We start from the raw sequence: 17,852 nt of genomic DNA, 5'->3' as shown, positions 1-17,852 counted from the left end.
CCCTAAATGCTTAATTTTAATTTTGAAACAAACCTAAAACTAAAAAGAATGAAGTTATTAAAAACAGTTCTTGCGGTATCGGTGATGGCATTTTCAGCCCATCTAAATACAGCTGTAGCGCAAGCAAAAAAAGAGGTGCCGGCTTACAAAATTTTGGATCTGCCACGTGTGGATATCAAAAAATTCAAAAAGAATAAAGCCGGGGCATATGTTATCTTTGATGGTACTTCGATGGAAGGCTGGAGAGGATACGATAAAACTGTAGTTCCCAAAAAATGGGTGATCAATGAAGGCGCAATAAAATTTGATAGTGGAGCAAATGTGGGTAAGGACGAAGGTGGTGATTTGATTTTCGCTCATGACTTCAAAAACTTTGAATTGGAATTGGAATGGAAGGTCGCGAAGGGAGCAAATTCAGGAATTTTCTTTTTAGCCAAAGAAGTTGAGGGGCAGCCGATTTATATCTCATCTCCTGAATGCCAGGTGCTTGATAATGAAAACCATCCGGATGCTAAAATGGGGGTTGATGGAAATCGTAAATCGACCTCATTGTATGATATGATTCCAGCGAAGCCACAAAATGGCAAACCTTACGGCGAATGGAATAAAGTGAAGATCCGTGTGAATAATGGTAAAGTTGAGCACTTCCAAAATGGAGAGAAGGTCGTTGAATATACCTTATGGGATAAATCGTGGATTGACCTATTACAAAAAAGTAAATTCAGTCAAGAAAAATGGCCTCTGGCTTTTGAGTTGCTGAGCCATGTAGGTGGAGAAAGTAAATCAGGATTGATTGGTCTCCAAGATCATGGAAACGATGTTTGGTTTAAAAACATAACCGTAAAAGTTTTAAAATAACAAAAAAGCAGCTTTAAAGCTGCTTTTTTGTTATAATATAGATTGTAATTCTTTCAGATCGAAGATCATATGGGGTACATCTTCGGGTTTTTCCGTACAGTTCGGATTAAAGAAGATCGCATCCATTCCCACATTCATTGCACCACGTATATCTGCATCCAGATTATCTCCAATCATCAATGATCTTTGTACTTCTGCACCTGTAGTCTCCAATGCAAATTGAAATATCCTCGGGTCAGGTTTATTTACGCCAACAACTTCGGAAATAAAGATATTTTTGAAATATCTGTTCAGATTGCTTTTTTTCAATTTGGTCTCACAAGCTTCTTTGAAACCGTTGGAAATCAAATGCAGGTTGTATTTTTCGTCCAAGTAAGCTAAGGTTTCATGTGCATGGGGAAATAAATTTGTCTTTTGGGGACAGATTGTAAGATATTCCAGTTCGAATTCTTCCGGAAATAACTCGGGGTCTACACCCAACTCGATAAATGTATCTGCAAACCTCGCTTTCCTTAACTCGGGTTTGGAGATCTTTCCATGATGGTATAATCCCCAAAGTCGATGGTTGTTGATCGTATAAGTTTCAATGAAACGGGTAGGGGATTCCTTATCAAATAAACTGTCAAACTTGTATTTAAAATATAATTCGTGGAGACTTTCTTCGGCATTTTTGTCAAAATCCCAGATGGTGTGATCCAAATCAAAGAAAATATCCTTTTTCTCACGATTAAACATATACAAAGATACCATCTCTGAGGAGATTTTAGCTTATTGTGAATCGGCTAATTTTCTTCTTTGTGTCATAATCTTTAGGATATTTCCGAATACCTTGATGAATAGCTATTTTTGCTTCATGAAGAAAGCGCTTTTACTCTTTTATTTCCTTTTGTTTTATGCGGTGATGCAGCTGATCTGGTGGGGAGTGATGTTCATCCGCTTTGATCCGAGCAAAAAGAATATGATTATAGGAGAGGGTGTTTTCTTTCTGATCATTTTTTTGTGGGGGGCTTGGCGTTTAAAGCGTCTGGTTGAGCGGGAACAGAAATTATTACAGCAACAGCAAAACTTTCTTTTAGCAATTACGCATGAATTGAAATCTCCTTTGGCTTCCGTCAAACTTTATATTCAGACCATTTTGCGACGAGACCTAGATAAAGAACAACAGCGGGCTTTTTTAAAAAATTCCCTGAAAGATATTGAGCGGTTAGATGATTTGGTTGAGAATGTTTTGATGACTACCAAATTGGACAGCCGCAATTATAGCATGCCCAAGGAGGATTTTAACTTGACCTCATTGGTGGAGCAAATCGTCGATCGGCTTCAAAAAAATTCATGTAGCTCACAAGTATTAAAACCGTATCTGGAGTCGGATGTTGTTATCCATGGTGATAAATTTGCGATAAGTAATGTCGTGACAAACCTCATTGAGAATGCAATTAAATATTCACCGGCTTGCGCGATGGTGGATGTTAAATTATATACGGAGAACAATAAAATAATTTTTTCTGTTGCTGATCATGGGATAGGTATCAGTGATGAAGAGAAAAAACTTATCTTTAATAAGTTTTATCGCGTGGGAAGTGAGGCAACACGGAAAACCAAAGGTACCGGTTTGGGGTTATACATCGTGAAAACTGTGTTGCAGAAACACGACGCGACCATTAAAGTTAAAGATAACACTCCTAAAGGGAGTATTTTTGAAGTAACATTTGAAAGAAATGCAAAGTAAACAAAGAATATTACTTGTCGAAGATGAAGAACACTTGTTAGAAGCAATCAAGTTGAATCTCGAAATGGAAGGTTACCGTGTTACTACGGCTACTGATGGAAAAAAAGCATTGAAAGTTTTTAAAGAAGAACGTTTCAATCTTGTTATATTGGACGTTATGATCCCTGAAATTGACGGATTTCAAGTTGCGGAAACCATTCGATTACAGAATACAGAAGTTCCTATCATGTTTTTGACTGCCAAAAATAGTAGTGAAGACCGTATCACTGGACTAAAAAAAGGTGCTGATGATTATTTGGTAAAACCTTTCAATTTGGAGGAATTGATTCTTCGTGTTGGAAATTTGGTCCGCCGGGGTATGAAACCAGATGATTTGAAAGAATTGAACTCTTATCAAATCGGTGACAAAACCATCTATTTTAATTCTTATGAATTGCATCTTGCCGATGGAACGATTACCTCATTGACGAAAAAAGAAACGATGTTGCTGAAACTGTTGATCGAACGTCGTAACGAAGCGGTTTCGCGTGAGCAGATTTTAGAGACTGTATGGAATTATGACGTCTATCCATCGACACGTACCATAGACAATTTTATTTTGACATTCCGGAAATATTTTGAGCCTGACCAAAAGCATCCGATCTATTTCCATTCTATCCGAGGTGTTGGTTATAAGTTTACCGACAATAACGCATAGTAGATAAAAGATGATGACGATTAAGGCTAGAATAGCCGTTATTTTTATTGCTGCATTACTTTTGGGCTATGGTTTATATCAAGGACACTATCAAACATCTGTATTGCTTGCTGGGGGAATTGGTTATTTAATCTGGAGCCATTTCCGGGAAGGTTCAGTTTTCTTGGCAACACAAGCTTTTCATCGACAAGACTATGAAAAGACAAAAAGCTTATTGTCTGAGATAAAAAATCCGGATACCCTTCGTAAGGGACGTCGTAATTTCTACGAATTTATGATGGGAAATATAGCCTTGAAAGAGGAGCGTATCGATGAGGCTGAATACCATTTTCAGCTGGCTTCCCGCTTGCCTTGGAAAAAAGATAATGAAAAAGGTATGGTAATGATCAATCTGGCTAATATTGCACTACGAAAGACGGATTATGAACGAGCAAGGGCGTATACAGACGTGGCCAACAAATTACATTTGACCGCAAGACAGGCCAGTATTATTACAAAAATAGAAAACGAAATTTCAAAACATTTATAGTGAGTACTACTTTACAAAACGACTTATTGATTAGAGCTGCATTTTCGCAGCAAACGGAGAGACCTCCTGTGTGGATGATGCGTCAGGCTGGACGCTTTATGAAAGAATACTGGGATATCAAAAACAAGTATTCTTTTCTCGAAATGTGCAAAACACCAGAGATTGCAGCAGACGTAACGATGTTGCCCGTAGATTTGTTGGGAATAGATGCAGCGATCTTGTTTTCGGATATTTTAGTCACAGCTGAGGCAATGGGTGGAGATCTTTCATTTGAGCAGGGAGTAGGCCCCCGTTTTTCTAATCCAGTTCGTTCTGTAAAAGATGCAGAAGCATTATCAATTGACTGTCTGGACAAATTGCAATATGTAGCAGATGCCATCAAAGTAATTCAACAGCGTCTAGATAATCGTATCCCCTTGATCGGGTTTGCAGGAGCACCCTTTACCATTTTAAGTTATTTGGTTGAAGGTGGTTCATCAAAAGATTTCAAATTGACGAAGTTGATGTTGAACAATCAACCTGAATTGGCACATACCATCCTTCAAAAGATTGCTGATGTAACTGTAGAATATCTTAATATGCAGATTGCAGCCGGCGTAAATGCGATTCAATTATTTGATAGCTGGGCTTTGGCTTTGTCATGGAATGATTATCGTGATTTTTCACATTATTATAATAAACAGATCATCTCCAGATTGAATCGCAAGGATATTCCTGTCATATCTTTCTGTAAAGGATCATCTGTCTTTGCTCCGATGATGGTAGAGGCGCAGCCAGATGTGGTTTCGATCGACTGGAACGCAGATCTAAAAAATATGAAACAATCGTTGCCGCAGGGAATAGCAGTTCAAGGGAATTTAGATCCGTTTGTACTGTATGCTGAAAAGCCTGTTATCAAAAAGAAAATTATAGAATTATTTGAACGCATGCGTGGAGAGAATGGTTTTATATTCAACTTGGGACATGGTATTATGCCTGATATTCCGTTTGATAATGTGAAATATGCAATCGAGGTCGTAAAAGAATTTAGATACTAAGTTTTTCAGGAGATAGATACCGAAAACAAGAACTAAGATTGAGATAAATATCTGATCCATAAAAAAGAAGACTTGCCACAACTGGCAGGTCTTTTTTTATGAGAAGGTATTCAGAGAATCACTGAAATTTAGTCTTTTAGATTTTTAAAGTATGTAGATGCAGATTTAAAATAGAAATAGTGAAGATCCGTGCAAAATATGTTAAAATGAGCACACTTACTTTTTTTTGTAAATCTTGTTTTATTTTATAGCTTAGTCGCAAAACCTAATAAATGAGTAAAAATACCTTGATGGATGGACTGCTGATTAATGAAGAAGCACTGGAAGAAGTGTTTCATCATTATTTTGATGAGCTATGCCGTTTTTTAGGGTATTATACGCGTGATGTACAGTTGGTGGAGGACTGTTTGCAGGATGTGTTTGTTAAACTATGGGAAGATCGGGAGCAAATCCATATTTTCCATGTCAAGACCTATCTTTATCGGGCAGCCCGTAATCGTGTACTCAATGCTTTACGCAATGAAAGTACACGTACCGCTCATTTGGAGCGTTGGTTTAAGGAAGAAATGACTCGTCAGGAGGCAGAGGAGTGTATCAATATGGAGGAGTTTTCCCTTGTGTATCAGGAAGCGATTGGTAAACTGCCCGAAAAATGTAGAATCGTCTATCAATACTGTAAGGAAGAACAGAAGACCTATCAGCAGGCCGCCCATGAACTGCAAATATCCATCAAGACTGTCGAAAATCAGATGTCCATTGCGTCTAAAAAGATACGGGCACATATACTTGAACGCTATCAAATACTGTATCCAGATTCGATTTTGTTGGTTTTAACGATGTGTGGTGCGGGGCTTTCCACACTTGTTTAAATATTTAAAAAAAAATACAAAATCTTTTAGGGGTTTTCTCCGCTCTAGGTGTCTATTTGTCGTAAACCCAAAATAATGAATAGCAGTTATAAGCCGTCACTGGAGCAATTAGTTCGATATCTAAAAAAAGAGAGTGATGTAAAGGAAAATGAAGCGATTGTAGCTTGGCTCGATTCAAGTGAACAAAATCGTCATTATCTTTTGCAGCTGGAAAACGAATGGATACATCTCAAAGAATTGCCACTGATCATCGATCGGGCAGATCGTCCACGGATATGGGATAAAATCCAAGATCGTATACAACCTGTCGTAAAAACTATTGTTTTTGACCGTAAGCGTTTTTGGTGGTTGGTCAGTGCTGCTGCGATTCTTATTTTTCTATCAGGGACATTGGGAACGTATTTTATCCAGCGTAATATTTCAATGAATGCATCTTCGCAGGAGCAGACAATTGTTTATACTGCTTTGGGGCAGAAGTCACAGGTTATATTACCTGATGGATCCAAAGCTTGGTTAAATGCGGGAACCAAGATGAGCTATTCGCATGCATTCAATCAACATGATCGGAAGATTACACTCGAAGGCGAGGCATTTTTTGATGTGGTGAAAAAAGTAAATATGCCGTTCACCGTGCAGACTTCCCATTTGGATGTCGTCGTGAAAGGAACTGCTTTCGATGTTTCAGCCTATGCGGATGATGCCAAAATAGAGGTGTCCTTGTTGCGTGGAAAAGTTGCGATAAAAGATAAAAAAGGGCAATTGGTCGGAGAATTAAAACCTAATGATTGGATCCAATTGGATAAACGGACTGGTCGGTATACGCAGATACGGCAATTGGACGCGGTACAATATAGCACATGGAAATCTGAGGAACTTGTTTTTGAGAACGAATCTTTGGAAAGTGTTCTTAAGAAATTAGAGCGGTGGTATGGTGTCGATATTGCCTGGAAGGGGGCAGAGTCTGATAGACATTATACATTCAAAGTGAAAACTGAAAGTCTACGTGAAATTTTGGAATTGATCAATGTCATTACACCAATTCACTATACAATAGCTGGCAAATCTGTTGCTATAGTTTCAAAAAAGCAATAACCAAAAATTAATGATGTAAACTACTTAAAACAAAAATATACCAAAAAATTATGAAAAAGAAACCTATTCTGATGAGTCTTTTGCTCCTCAGCCAGACCTTCTTTGCTGTAAATGCGCAGCAGGTATCGGGCAAAAAGGAGTCTTCAAATCTTAAGTCACTTATCGAGATTGTTGAGAAGAAGTATGGCTATTCATTTATGTTCAGTAATTCGGATGTAGATGTCAAGACACCACTTTTCTATGATAGTCAGGCAAGCAGCTTGGAAGCATTGTTGAAAGATGCGTTACAGGAGAGCTCGATTACATACGACATTGCGGGGAAACGGATTTTGTTAAAACCTAAGGTTGGAAATAAACAACAAAAGGGGCAAGTAAAAGGAAATGTAGTAAATGAAAAAGGGGAGCCACTAGCGGGGGTAAGTATACATGCTATAGGCAGTGGGAAGACCGTTGCTACAGATCTATCCGGTGCTTTTTCGTTGGAAGTCAATACGAAGGATTTACTTCAGCTTAGCTATGTGGGGTACCAAAACCAACAAATTAATGTACAAGCGGGAAAAGATGTCGATATCACCTTAACTAGTGGAAATAGAGAACTTGAGGAGGTCGTTGTGATTGGATACGGTACATTAAAGAAGTCTGATGTCACAGGTGCAATAGCGAGCATTAATACAAAAGATCTGTCGAAACGCGCAACGACAAACCCCGCAGAGGCATTGCAGGGGGTAGCTGCTGGTGTCAATGTGCAAAAAAATAGTGGTATTGCCGGAGCAGGGGTACAGGTCAAGATCCGTGGGGTCAATACCTTTGGCAGTAATGAACCACTGTATATCATAGATGGGTTCCCAGGTACAATCAGTAATGTCAACCCGAATGATATTGAGAGCATGGAGGTACTTAAAGATGGTGCCGCTGCCGCAATATATGGTTCTGTGGCTGCCAATGGTGTTGTTATCGTCACAACGAAAGCTGGTAAAGCCGGAAAAATTCTTGTAGACATCAATAGCTTTACGAATGTAACAGAAACGTCTAATCGACTAAAAGTACTCGATGCTGACGGTTATGTGAAAGTGCACCGTCAAATGTATGACGAATACAATAAGTATGCTACGACGCCAGTCAAACTCCCTGACTATATCAACAAGCCAGGTAACAATAATACCGATTGGCAAGAGGAGGTATTCCGCACAGGACTTTCCACGGCGAATAGTGTTGCCATCCGCGGTGGACAAGACAATACCCGCTATTCTCTGTCAGCGAATTTAAGTAATGACAAAGGCGTCGTTATCGCGAACGATTTCAAAAAAGAAAATGTCCGTATGAAATTGGGAACCAAGAAGAATATTTTCACCGTGGAAGGGAATATGGCCTACACGAATTCGAAATATCATGGTCCCAATTTTAGTTTAAAAGAAGCCTACATGATTTCACCTTTGGTACCTGTTTATGATACGGCACAAAAAGGTGGTTTTGGTTTGACAAATTGGGGTGGTATTCCCAATAATGTCAATGTTGTTGCCGACGAGCATTATAAAACGAGTTGGACAAAAAAGCAGGATTTCGCAGGAAATGCTTTTGTTAGCGTAGACATCATGAAAGGCCTAACCTTTAAAACAAGTTATGCTTTTAATGCGATTAATACGCAGGACTATTTCCATTATCCACCATTTGCCTCTGATGAAAAGAACCCTTATGAATTTCCTTTTTATTCGGAAGGTCGTAGCTATTGGCAGGAGCAGGTCTTTGATAATCTTTTAAATTACAAAGGAGATTTTGGAAAGCATAGCATCAATGCACTTCTGGGGACCTCCTTTAATCAGCAGGAATCCAATTGGAATAATGTAGGAGTAGAAGGTAAAAAGATTGTCTATTCCGTTGAGAATGGAGGGCTAGTGACTAAAGAGAGCGCAGAAGGGTTTCTGGACCCAAATTTTATGACGATCAGTTCGGGACAAGGCGGGACGTTTTCTGCAGATGGTTCCAAATACTACTATAATCGGATGTCTATTTTTGGTCGTGTCAATTATTCCTATGCTGACCGTTACCTTGTACAAATGACTTTGCGTCGTGACGGGTCATCAAAATTTGGAAGAGATAATCGTTACGGATATTTCCCTTCCGTTGCACTGGGCTGGAAGGTGGATGAAGAAGAATTTTTTCCAAAAGATTCCTTTGTTTCGAGCCTGAAATTACGGGGGAGTTGGGGAAAACTGGGGAATGAGGTAGCGCTAGGTTATTATGACCATCAGGCCCTTATCAGCACGTACAACAGCCTATATATGGGCTATGTAAAAGGAAGTGGTAATCCGTGGCCCGGTAGTATAGCGATGGGGCTTGAGAATCGCTTGCTGAGTTGGGAAACGACCGAGTCAAAAAATATCGGCGCCGACTTTGGTTTATTCAACAACGTCTTGCGCGGATCGGTCAATTATTTTGTGAAGACCACCAATGATCTATTGATCACAAGAAAAATAGCTCCATCTGCGGGTATATTGGATCCAGTGTTAAATGTTGGCGAAATCCGAAATACTGGTTTCGAGGTAGAACTTAAGTATGCAAATCGGAAAAATGATTTTCAATATGATATAGGCTTGAATCTATCCACTCTAAAAAACAAAGTAGTTCGACTTGCGGATGATGAGCAGACACTTTTTGGAACAGGTCTAAAATTTGGGACAGAGCATTACCCTAACCAAACGCGTGCAGGCTATCCGATAGGAGCATTTTTCTTATATCAAACAGACGGAATTTTTCAGAGTATGGAAGAAGTAAACAAATACATCAATAAAGATGGAAAGCTTCTTCAAGATAAAGCTAAACCAGGCGATATCCGTTTTGTCGATGTCGATGGCAATGGTGTGATTGATGATGAAGATAAGAAATATAGTGGGACAGGGATCCCTAAATTGGAAGTAGGCTTGAACCTTGGTGCTTCTTATAAGGGCTTTGATTTTTCGGCTTTGATCGGAAGCGGCTGGGGACATAAACTATATAATGGAAACCGATACTTTTTTGAAGCCATGAGTTCGGGATCCAACTTCTTGAGCAGTACATTAAACGCTTGGACCGAAAATAATCGCAATACCGATATACCACGTGCGGTGTTGGAGGACCAAAATGGCAATAGCCGTGAGTCTACACGCTTTTTGGAATCGGGAGACTTTATCAGACTGCGCCAACTACAGTTAGGTTATACTTTGCCTAAAAATCTATTGCATGCCATCCGTTCAGAAAATCTAAGGTTTTATATCAGTGGACAAAATATGTATACATGGACCAAGTACAAAGGGATTGATCCCGAATTTGCGCCATCTGGTGTATTAAGTACTGGAGTAGATCGTTATATCTTTCCTTTTACCAAGTCCTATTCCTTTGGGATTCAGTTTACATTCTAAAATTTAACAAGGTATTGTAGATAAATAAAGAAAAAAATGAAAAAGAATATAAATAACTATAAATGGATGTTTTGTATTGCATTTGCACTAAGTACAACACTATCCTGTAACGATAAATTGGATTTAAGGTCACCTGACAAGCTTACTTCCGATAACTTTTGGCGGAATGCCGAGGATGCAGAGTCGGGTCTTTCAGCGGCCTACTCGCAATTGGAAGCAGCAACGGATGTATGGGAATTTGCTGAAGTGAAATTCCCAGTGGAAGCTTATCGTGAAGATATCTGTGAAATCGGTAGTGATGCATTGAATTACCAAACCTGGGTTGAGCTTTATAATTTTACATATACAAATGGTAATAGTCAGTTTACGGCCTATTGGAGTAAAGCATATCGCGGTATTTCTTATGCAAATCAAGTGATAGAAAAAGCAGCCCCCATTGATATGGACGCAAATAAGAAACACCAGATTATTGCTGAAGCAAAGTTCCTGCGTGCTTATTATCATTTAAAACTGTTACTTAATTGGGAAAAAATCGTTATCCGCGATCAATATATCACAAACGAGAATCAAATTAATAAAGCGTTGTCGACACGTGAAGAAGCTTGGGCTTTTATTATCGGAGATCTGGAAGCTGCGGTTGGAAATTTACCTGTGAAACAGGAAGCGGGCAATCTCGGTCGCGCTACTAGAGGGGCAGCGAATGCATACCTTGGCTACAGCTATTTAACGTTAGCATATGAAAATATAGCCAAAAAAGAAGAACTGCTCGGAAAAGCTGAACAGGCGTTCAAAGCAGTATCGGGATATAGTTTAGAGAAAAATTTCCTTTCTATGTTTGACGGTACCAATAAAAACAGCGCAGAGTCTATTTTTGAACTTCAATTTACCGACAACACAGCTAACGGCGCGAGTTACCGTACAGCGCTCCACAAATGGATTGCTGTTGGTGAACTTGGTGGATGGGATGAAATTCTGCCAAGCAAAATGTTACTGGACGAGTTTAAAAAAGAAGGCAAAATTGCGACGACAGGACGTTATGACTCACGTATGTACCAAACTGTGTTCTGCAATGATCCCTACTTTAACGATTTAAAAAATGGGGGTGTTTATGGCTATAAGTATGATGAAGTATTCGAACCTGGATCGAACAGGGCGAGTTTCAGAAAGTATTTACCAAAAACAGAGGCAGACTTGAATAAATCCCGTACCGCCGTCAACCTTCCCTTAATGCGCTATGCTGATGTATTGTTGCTATTGGCAGAGACGTTAAATGAACGTAATCGTCCCGCAGATGCGATCCCTTTGATTAATGAAGTACGTAAGAGAGCGGATATGCCGGCATTACCATTGAATCTTGCCGCGAATGAGGTGAAAAAGCGCATTGAACATGAACGTATCGTGGAGTTTGCTCTTGAAAATACCCGATTCTATGATTTAAGAAGATGGGGGAAAGCAAAAGAAGCATTACAGGCTGTTGGTCGAAATAGTTTTGACCCAGCTAAGCATAATTTTTATCCTGTTCCATTGCTGGAGATCACGTCAAATGATAAAATTAACTAAGGAGCATGTTTATCGTTTTTTTTGTCATGCTTTTAGGCGTAGGAATAGGGATAGGACTTCGGTCCTTTCCTATTCTTAAACATATAGGTATTCTTGTCCGATTGGTCATATTTGCCCTATTGTTTCTTTTGGGACGAGAAGTCGGGCAAAATCCAAAAATAGTAGACAATCTTGATACATTGGGATTGCAGGCTATACTGATTACATTGGCCGGAGTAGCTGGAAGTGTTCTTTGCTCATGGTTCGTTTATCGTTTATTTTTTAGTAAGCATGAAAGGTAGTTTAATCATTCTCGCATTCTTTATCGTGGGTGTTTTTGTCGGTTTTAATGGAATTATTCCGGCCGAACTGTTAAAGGAAGAATGGAATACTTATGTCCTCTATGCATTGATGTTGTTGGTGGGAATCACCATTGGTTATGATAGGGAACTCTTAGTATCTCTACGAAAAGTTAATTTAAGCATTTTGCTCGTTCCCCTGACAACTATCGTTGGAACATTGTTAGGTACGTTTATCATCAGTTTCTTTATTCGCGACTGGAATGCCGCTGAAAGTATGGCAGTAGGATCTGGATTTGGGTACTACTCTTTATCAAGTATTTTTATTACACAATATAAGGGTGTCACATTGGGAACTATAGCATTGATGTCGAATTTGATGCGTGAATTAATGGCGCTCTTGATGGCCCCATTAGCTCGAAAATGGTTTGGCCCACTGGCGCCGATTTCTGTTGCGGGCGCCACAAGTATGGATACCGCATTACCCATTATCACACAATGCTCCGGCAAACAATATGTTCTGGTCGCGATCATCCATGGTATTTTGGTTGACCTCAGTGTCCCTTTTTTAGTTACTTTTTTTTGTTATTTATGAGAAATAAGATCAAAACCTTATGGGTGGCAATTAGTTGTTGTTTGATTTTTATAGGATGCAATACGGTCAAGTCTCCTAAAATGGATGGCTACGGTGGATTGTTAAAGGTCGAGCAACAACCAGATGGTACCGCTCGACGAACGAACCCTTTTTATACGGACCGAGGTGCATGGGTCGGATTTGGCATCCATGAAAATAAGACCGTGACCGGTTTTTGTGGACCCTATGATCTCGATTCGCGCGTCTGGTTAAGTGGTGCATTGATGCAGATTGGAACGGCTCCGGGTTGGGAAAAAAATCTACTGAGCCGTGACAGCAGTTGTTATTATCCGGATCGCTTGTGGATGCGTTTGCGAGGAGAGGATATGGAAGTTGAGCAAACTCTTAAATTGGTCTCATCAACAACGGCCATATTACATATTAAAAACAAATCATCAAAAGAGCTATGGACCTATGGCAACCTCAATCAAGGGAAATGGACACTAGCAGGTAATACCCTGTGGTCTAAACTTCCGAATGGAGAACTTCTTTTATTATCTTTTGAAGCCGGTGTGAAAGTAACTATTGATCAGGGAAAATATGGAGCCCATTTAGAAAAAGCTGATACAGAGATTGTCCTGAACCATTATGCCAACCTGATCACCTTAGAAAAAGCACTTATAGCGGCAAAAAACGCTGTTGAGCAAAGCAAGGTCTTGAGCGCGCAACATACAGCACGCTGGGCAAATTATATCAGCTCAAATACTCGTCCGGAACTCTCCATGGAGGAACATCGCATTATGGTGAAAAGCATGATGACGCTGATGAGCAATTGGCGGAGTGCAAAAAAGGAATTAAAACATGATGGTGTTGTCCCTTCACATGTAGCCGACTATTTTGTGGGATTTTGGGCCTGGGATTCTTGGAAGCATGCAGTTGCACTGGCACAGATAGATCCTGTTTTGGCGAAAGATCAGGTTCGCGCTATGTTTGATTTTCAAGATAGTGTCGGGATGATTGCTGACTGTATTTACACGGACCATCGCGAGAATAATTACCGTGATTCCAAACCACCGTTAGCTGCCTGGGCGGTAAATGCTATCTATGAAGCCGATCATGACCTGTCGTTTGTACGTGAAATGTATGATAAGCTTGTTTTGTACCATGAATGGTGGTTTCGTTATCGGGACCACAATAAAAATGGTATCTGTGAGTACGGTGCTACCGATGGAACATTGGAAGCCGCAAAGTGGGAAAGCGGTATGGACAATGCTATACGGTATGATAGCACTCAGATGTTATTAAATGAAAAAGGTGCCTGGAGCATGGATCAGGAATCTGTGGAGCTCAGCGCTTATCTTGAGCTGGAACGAAAATATCTGATGCGTTTTGCGGAATTGCTCGGAGTACCATTTCGGGGAAAAAAAGAATCATATCTTACCATGGATTACTTCTTCGATCAGGAGCGAGGTTATTATTTCGATCGCAAACTGAATGGACCGCTTATCCCATGTTTTGGTCCCGAAGGCTGGTCGCCGTTGTGGACAGGTTTAGCCACGGTCCCACAAGCTGAAGCTGTGGTTCGCGTGATGCAGGATACAACTAAATTTGCTTCCTTTGTGCCTTTCCCTACTGCGGCGCTAGACAACGACAAATTTATGGATAGAGGATACTGGAGAGGGCCTATCTGGTTGGATCAGGTCTATTTCGCAATTGCTGGTTTAAGGAAATACGGTTATCAAAAGGAAGCCGATATGTATACCAAACAGGTCTTTAAGCGATTGGAGGGGCTATCTGGTCATGAACCAATTCATGAAAACTATGAAGCCCGCACAGGCAAAAGGCTCAAAGCACCCCATTTTAGCTGGTCTGCAGCCCACTTATTTCTGCTATATAAGGAACTGAAAACTTCTCCACAAAAGAAATAGATCAGTTGAAATAAGAGGAAATACCAACGCTTCCAATCCGATAGGTTGTACTATCTATATCGGATTGGAAGCGTTGTTTATTTAACATGCATTATTGAAAACTAAACCTAAGTAATCGGAATGTACTTATGTCTTTTGTATACTTCATGTAAGATTTTTCTAATTAAAGACTAGCTTTATTGATTGCACCTAACTTTTCTTATTTTTGTACCCATGGTCTATTTATACGCAAAAGCAGTTCATATTATCTTTGTGGTTTGTTGGATGGCTGGTTTATTTTATATCGTTCGCTTATTCATTTACCATACCGAAGCTAAATCCAAATCTGCGGAAGAGTATGGCATTTTGCATAAACAGTTTATCCTGATGGAGAGTAAATTGTGGTGGATCATCACAACACCAGCCATGTACCTCACTATTCTAGCGGCCCTCGTCATGCTGTATATTAATCCGGGATTGTTGACCATGGGCTGGATGCATGTCAAACTCACCTTTGTATTGGGACTGATCCTTTATCATTTTGCTTGCCAACGTATTATGTTTCAATTAAAAGGGGAATCATCTATTTGGTCCTCGACCAAATTGCGTCTTTGGAATGAGCTGGCGACCGTTTTATTATTTGCAATCGTATTTACAGTCGTATTAAAATCTGCCCTCAATTGGATATTCGGTGTCCTCGGACTTTTAATATTATCTATATCTCTGATGATGGCTGTGAAACTCTACAAAAAGTTCAGAAATAAAAAACAACGCAAGTAAAACGTTAAATTCTTATTTTTCTTAATCCTTTTTTATTCTTATTAGTCGAACGATTATAAATTGAAAAGGAATATGTACAAAAGACTTTTGACTGTGATCATGTTGCTTGCTATTGCAACTGGGGTATTTGCCCAACGTTATAGACCCTATGGAGGAGCATTAAATATCTATTCTATCGATGTTCCTTTCTTTCTTTATATCAATAATGTTTTGTACAATAATAGGCCCTCCAACGATATTCGTGTGCCGAACTTACAAAATCCAAGGTACAACCTCCGAATAGTATTTGCAAATAGACAGCGTAGGACACTAAACGGAACTGCGGTGCAGCTTGTTAATCGAAATGGCCAATATCTTGATGTCGTATTTTCCGTAAGCAGCCGTGGCGGAAATAGAGGAATTGTATTGGAATCGATGAATCCTGTTGGTCTGTATAATGATAATTATCGTAATGGAGATAACTACAATGACGATGATGCAGAGGGCTATTATCGCGATCAACAACAAAACGAGCGGTACAGCGAGTCTGAGGATGATAGAAACTATAGTCAACAAAACCAAGAAGATCCGGTCGATAATATGGATTATCCGGATAAAAATGAGGCTAATCAGTTGAATGATCTGCTCAATCAAAAAGAAAATGATCAAGACCGTTTGCAGATTGCTGCTCAGGAACTGAAAAATAGACGATTGCGCAGTTCCGAAATTATAGATCTCATGGAACTATTTGTAAGGGACGATAATAAATTGGCTTTTGCTAAATATGCCTATCCAGGTTGTGTGGATAAAGAGAATTATGATAAAGTAGGCGAAGCACTATCCTTTAGTTCAACACGGGAAAAGTTGACGGCATTTATCAAAACACAACGGTAATTAACCAACTGGGCCGAAGTTCATCTTTCTGCGACGTAGCTTGATTGACCAGAAAATCTGGTCAACATGAAGTATATAAACAAAGGGGCTACCTGACTCATACATCCAATAATGGTGCTGTATGGGACAAGTAGCCTCTTTCAATAATAGTAATGAACTATATCGCATTTATTCTGCGAAACAGATGTACTTCAATTCCATATATTCATCGAGTCCATGTTTTGATCCCTCACGGCCGACGCCAGATTGTTTTACTCCACCAAATGGAGCTGCTGCATTTGATATTAACCCCGTATTAACACCTACCATACCCGCTTCAAGCTGTTCCGCTACACGGAAACAGCGATTGATATTGGTGCTGTAGAAATAGGAGGCAAGGCCAAATTCAGTTTGATTGGCCATAGTGATACCATCTTCTTCGGTTTTGAAACTAAATAGTGCACAAACTGGCCCAAAAGTTTCTTCGTGAAATATAAGTGCTTCTTTCGGGATATTCGTTAAGACGGTAGGTTGGAAAAAAAGATCTTTGATTACATGTCCACCTGTCGCTAATTCTGCGCCGTGCTTTAAAGCATCTTGAACATGAAGCTGCACTTTTTCTAATCCTTTGGCATTGATTAATGGTCCAACTTGAACTCCCTTGTCCAATCCATTGCCTACTTTTAATTGCTGAACTGCATGCGCAAGTTTTGTGGCAAATTCATCGTAGATGTCTTCCTGGATTAAGAAACGGTTGATAGAGACACAGGTTTGTCCAGAGTTTCGGAACTTACCGGCAATAGCACCTTCGACTGCGGCATCAATATCTGCATCATTAAATACTAGAAAGGGGGCATTTCCACCAAGTTCCATGGAGACTTTCTTGATGTTTGAAGCTGATTGTTCGACCAATGTCCTACCTACCTCGGTAGAGCCTGTGAAAGAAAGTTTGCGTACAAGATCATTTGTGGCTAGTTCTTTTCCTATACCAGCACTGTCTTTTCCTGTAATGACATTAAAGACGCCTTTTGGGACACCGGCCTCTTCAGCTAGTTTGACCAATGCAATCGCTGATAAAGGTGTTTGTGATGCAGGTTTGAGAACTACTGTACAGCCTGCCACGAGTGCCGGAGCGACCTTCCGGGTAATCATAGCCAAAGGGAAATTCCAGGGGGTAATTGCAGCAACCACACCCACTCCCTGTCGGATGGTCATCATGCGTGTTCCATTTTTCTGGACGGGGATAGTTTCGCCATACGCTCGCTTACCTTCTTCGGCAAACCACTCAACAAAGGAATTTCCGTAATCTACTTCTACTTTCGATTCATGGAGCGGTTTTCCACTCTCAAGTGTCATAATTTCAGCAAGGAAGTCTTTATTTTGTTGAATAAGATTGTACCAGTTGCGCACAATAGTACAACGTTCTGTTGACGTTGTATTTTTCCAGTCCTTCCATGCCTTATCAGCTGCTTGTATTGCCTTAATGCAGTCACCAACTTTAAGATCCGGTAATACTGCAATTGTCTTTCCTGTGGCAGGGTTTATCACATCAAATGTATTTTTTGATGTGATAAATTTTCCGTTTATATAGGCTTTGTCAATTAAAAGTGGATTTTTCATTGGAATTATATTTTTTTTCAAACTAATGCTTCTTTCTATGGTCTGTATTTTATTTATTACCTGTTCTGTCCGTAT

The 17,852-nt window shown here is 39.8% G+C and carries 16 protein-coding genes; 14 read left to right on the top strand and 2 right to left on the bottom strand.

Annotation, left to right across the window (positions count from 1 at the left end):
* The first annotated feature begins 48 nt into the window (after positions 1 to 48).
* Positions 49 to 858, top strand: coding sequence for a DUF1080 domain-containing protein (locus BWD42_RS17525; RefSeq protein ID WP_077437767.1), 810 nt, complete (start codon positions 49 to 51; stop codon positions 856 to 858).
* Positions 859 to 888: 30 nt separating this feature from the next.
* Here BWD42_RS17525 and BWD42_RS17520 read toward each other — a convergent pair whose 3' ends face one another.
* Complete coding sequence (locus tag BWD42_RS17520; protein WP_254846266.1) at positions 889 to 1,608, bottom strand: YjjG family noncanonical pyrimidine nucleotidase; 720 nt, start codon at positions 1,606 to 1,608, stop codon at positions 889 to 891.
* A 103-nt stretch (positions 1,609 to 1,711) separates the two neighbouring features.
* Here BWD42_RS17520 and BWD42_RS17515 point away from each other — a divergent pair, with 103 nt between their 5' ends.
* The 13 genes from BWD42_RS17515 (at position 1,712) to BWD42_RS17455 (ending at position 16,178) form a co-directional block, all read left to right on the top strand.
* Complete coding sequence (locus BWD42_RS17515) at positions 1,712 to 2,587, top strand: sensor histidine kinase (RefSeq protein WP_077437682.1); 876 nt, start codon at positions 1,712 to 1,714, stop codon at positions 2,585 to 2,587.
* Positions 2,577 to 3,284 carry a response regulator transcription factor gene (locus tag BWD42_RS17510; protein ID WP_077437681.1) on the top strand — a complete coding sequence of 236 codons (708 nt, stop codon included), beginning with the start codon at positions 2,577 to 2,579 and terminating at the stop codon, positions 3,282 to 3,284. Before BWD42_RS17515 ends, BWD42_RS17510 begins: the two co-directional genes overlap by 11 nt.
* 10 nt (positions 3,285 to 3,294) lie before the next feature.
* A complete protein-coding gene (locus tag BWD42_RS17505) occupies positions 3,295 to 3,813 on the top strand; it encodes a hypothetical protein (protein WP_254846265.1) in 519 nt (172 codons plus the stop codon).
* Entirely contained in the window at positions 3,813 to 4,850 is a 1,038-nt protein-coding gene (gene hemE / locus BWD42_RS17500; RefSeq protein ID WP_077437679.1) for a uroporphyrinogen decarboxylase, read from the top strand. The genes BWD42_RS17505 and hemE overlap by 1 nt, the downstream gene beginning before the upstream one ends.
* 272 nt (positions 4,851 to 5,122) lie before the next feature.
* Positions 5,123 to 5,719 (top strand): RNA polymerase sigma-70 factor, encoded by a 597-nt coding sequence (locus BWD42_RS17495; protein WP_077437677.1) that lies wholly within the window; start codon positions 5,123 to 5,125, stop codon positions 5,717 to 5,719.
* A gap of 75 nt (positions 5,720 to 5,794) precedes the next feature.
* Entirely contained in the window at positions 5,795 to 6,811 is a 1,017-nt protein-coding gene (locus BWD42_RS17490; protein WP_077437676.1) for a FecR family protein, read from the top strand.
* A gap of 50 nt (positions 6,812 to 6,861) precedes the next feature.
* Entirely contained in the window at positions 6,862 to 10,206 is a 3,345-nt protein-coding gene (locus BWD42_RS17485; RefSeq protein WP_077437674.1) for a SusC/RagA family TonB-linked outer membrane protein, read from the top strand.
* 36 nt (positions 10,207 to 10,242) lie between these two features.
* The gene (locus BWD42_RS17480; protein WP_077437673.1) at positions 10,243 to 11,766 is read left to right on the top strand and encodes a RagB/SusD family nutrient uptake outer membrane protein; all 1,524 of its coding nucleotides are present in this window, start codon (positions 10,243 to 10,245) and stop codon (positions 11,764 to 11,766) included.
* A gap of 5 nt (positions 11,767 to 11,771) precedes the next feature.
* Positions 11,772 to 12,047 (top strand): LysO family transporter, encoded by a 276-nt coding sequence (locus tag BWD42_RS25270; protein WP_077437672.1) that lies wholly within the window; start codon positions 11,772 to 11,774, stop codon positions 12,045 to 12,047.
* The gene (locus BWD42_RS17470) at positions 12,037 to 12,639 is read left to right on the top strand and encodes a lysine exporter LysO family protein (protein ID WP_077437671.1); all 603 of its coding nucleotides are present in this window, start codon (positions 12,037 to 12,039) and stop codon (positions 12,637 to 12,639) included. Before BWD42_RS25270 ends, BWD42_RS17470 begins: the two co-directional genes overlap by 11 nt.
* Positions 12,636 to 14,546, top strand: coding sequence for an MGH1-like glycoside hydrolase domain-containing protein (locus BWD42_RS17465; RefSeq protein ID WP_077437670.1), 1,911 nt, complete (start codon positions 12,636 to 12,638; stop codon positions 14,544 to 14,546). Before BWD42_RS17470 ends, BWD42_RS17465 begins: the two co-directional genes overlap by 4 nt.
* A 213-nt stretch (positions 14,547 to 14,759) precedes the next feature.
* Positions 14,760 to 15,305, top strand: a complete 546-nt coding sequence (locus BWD42_RS17460; protein ID WP_077437669.1) for a CopD family protein — start codon at positions 14,760 to 14,762, stop codon at positions 15,303 to 15,305.
* Between the two features lie 72 nt (positions 15,306 to 15,377).
* Complete coding sequence (locus BWD42_RS17455; RefSeq protein WP_077437668.1) at positions 15,378 to 16,178, top strand: DUF4476 domain-containing protein; 801 nt, start codon at positions 15,378 to 15,380, stop codon at positions 16,176 to 16,178.
* Positions 16,179 to 16,346: 168 nt separating this feature from the next.
* Here BWD42_RS17455 and BWD42_RS17450 read toward each other — a convergent pair whose 3' ends face one another.
* Positions 16,347 to 17,777 carry an NAD-dependent succinate-semialdehyde dehydrogenase gene (locus BWD42_RS17450; protein ID WP_077437765.1) on the bottom strand — a complete coding sequence of 477 codons (1,431 nt, stop codon included), beginning with the start codon at positions 17,775 to 17,777 and terminating at the stop codon, positions 16,347 to 16,349.
* Positions 17,778 to 17,852 lie beyond the last annotated feature (75 nt).

The organism is Sphingobacterium sp. CZ-UAM (genome assembly GCF_002000245.1).
Taxonomy (GTDB): Bacteria; Bacteroidota; Bacteroidia; order Sphingobacteriales; family Sphingobacteriaceae; genus Sphingobacterium.
The sequence above is the reverse complement of the archived record's forward strand: the minus strand, read 5'-3'. Positions and strand labels throughout refer to the sequence as shown.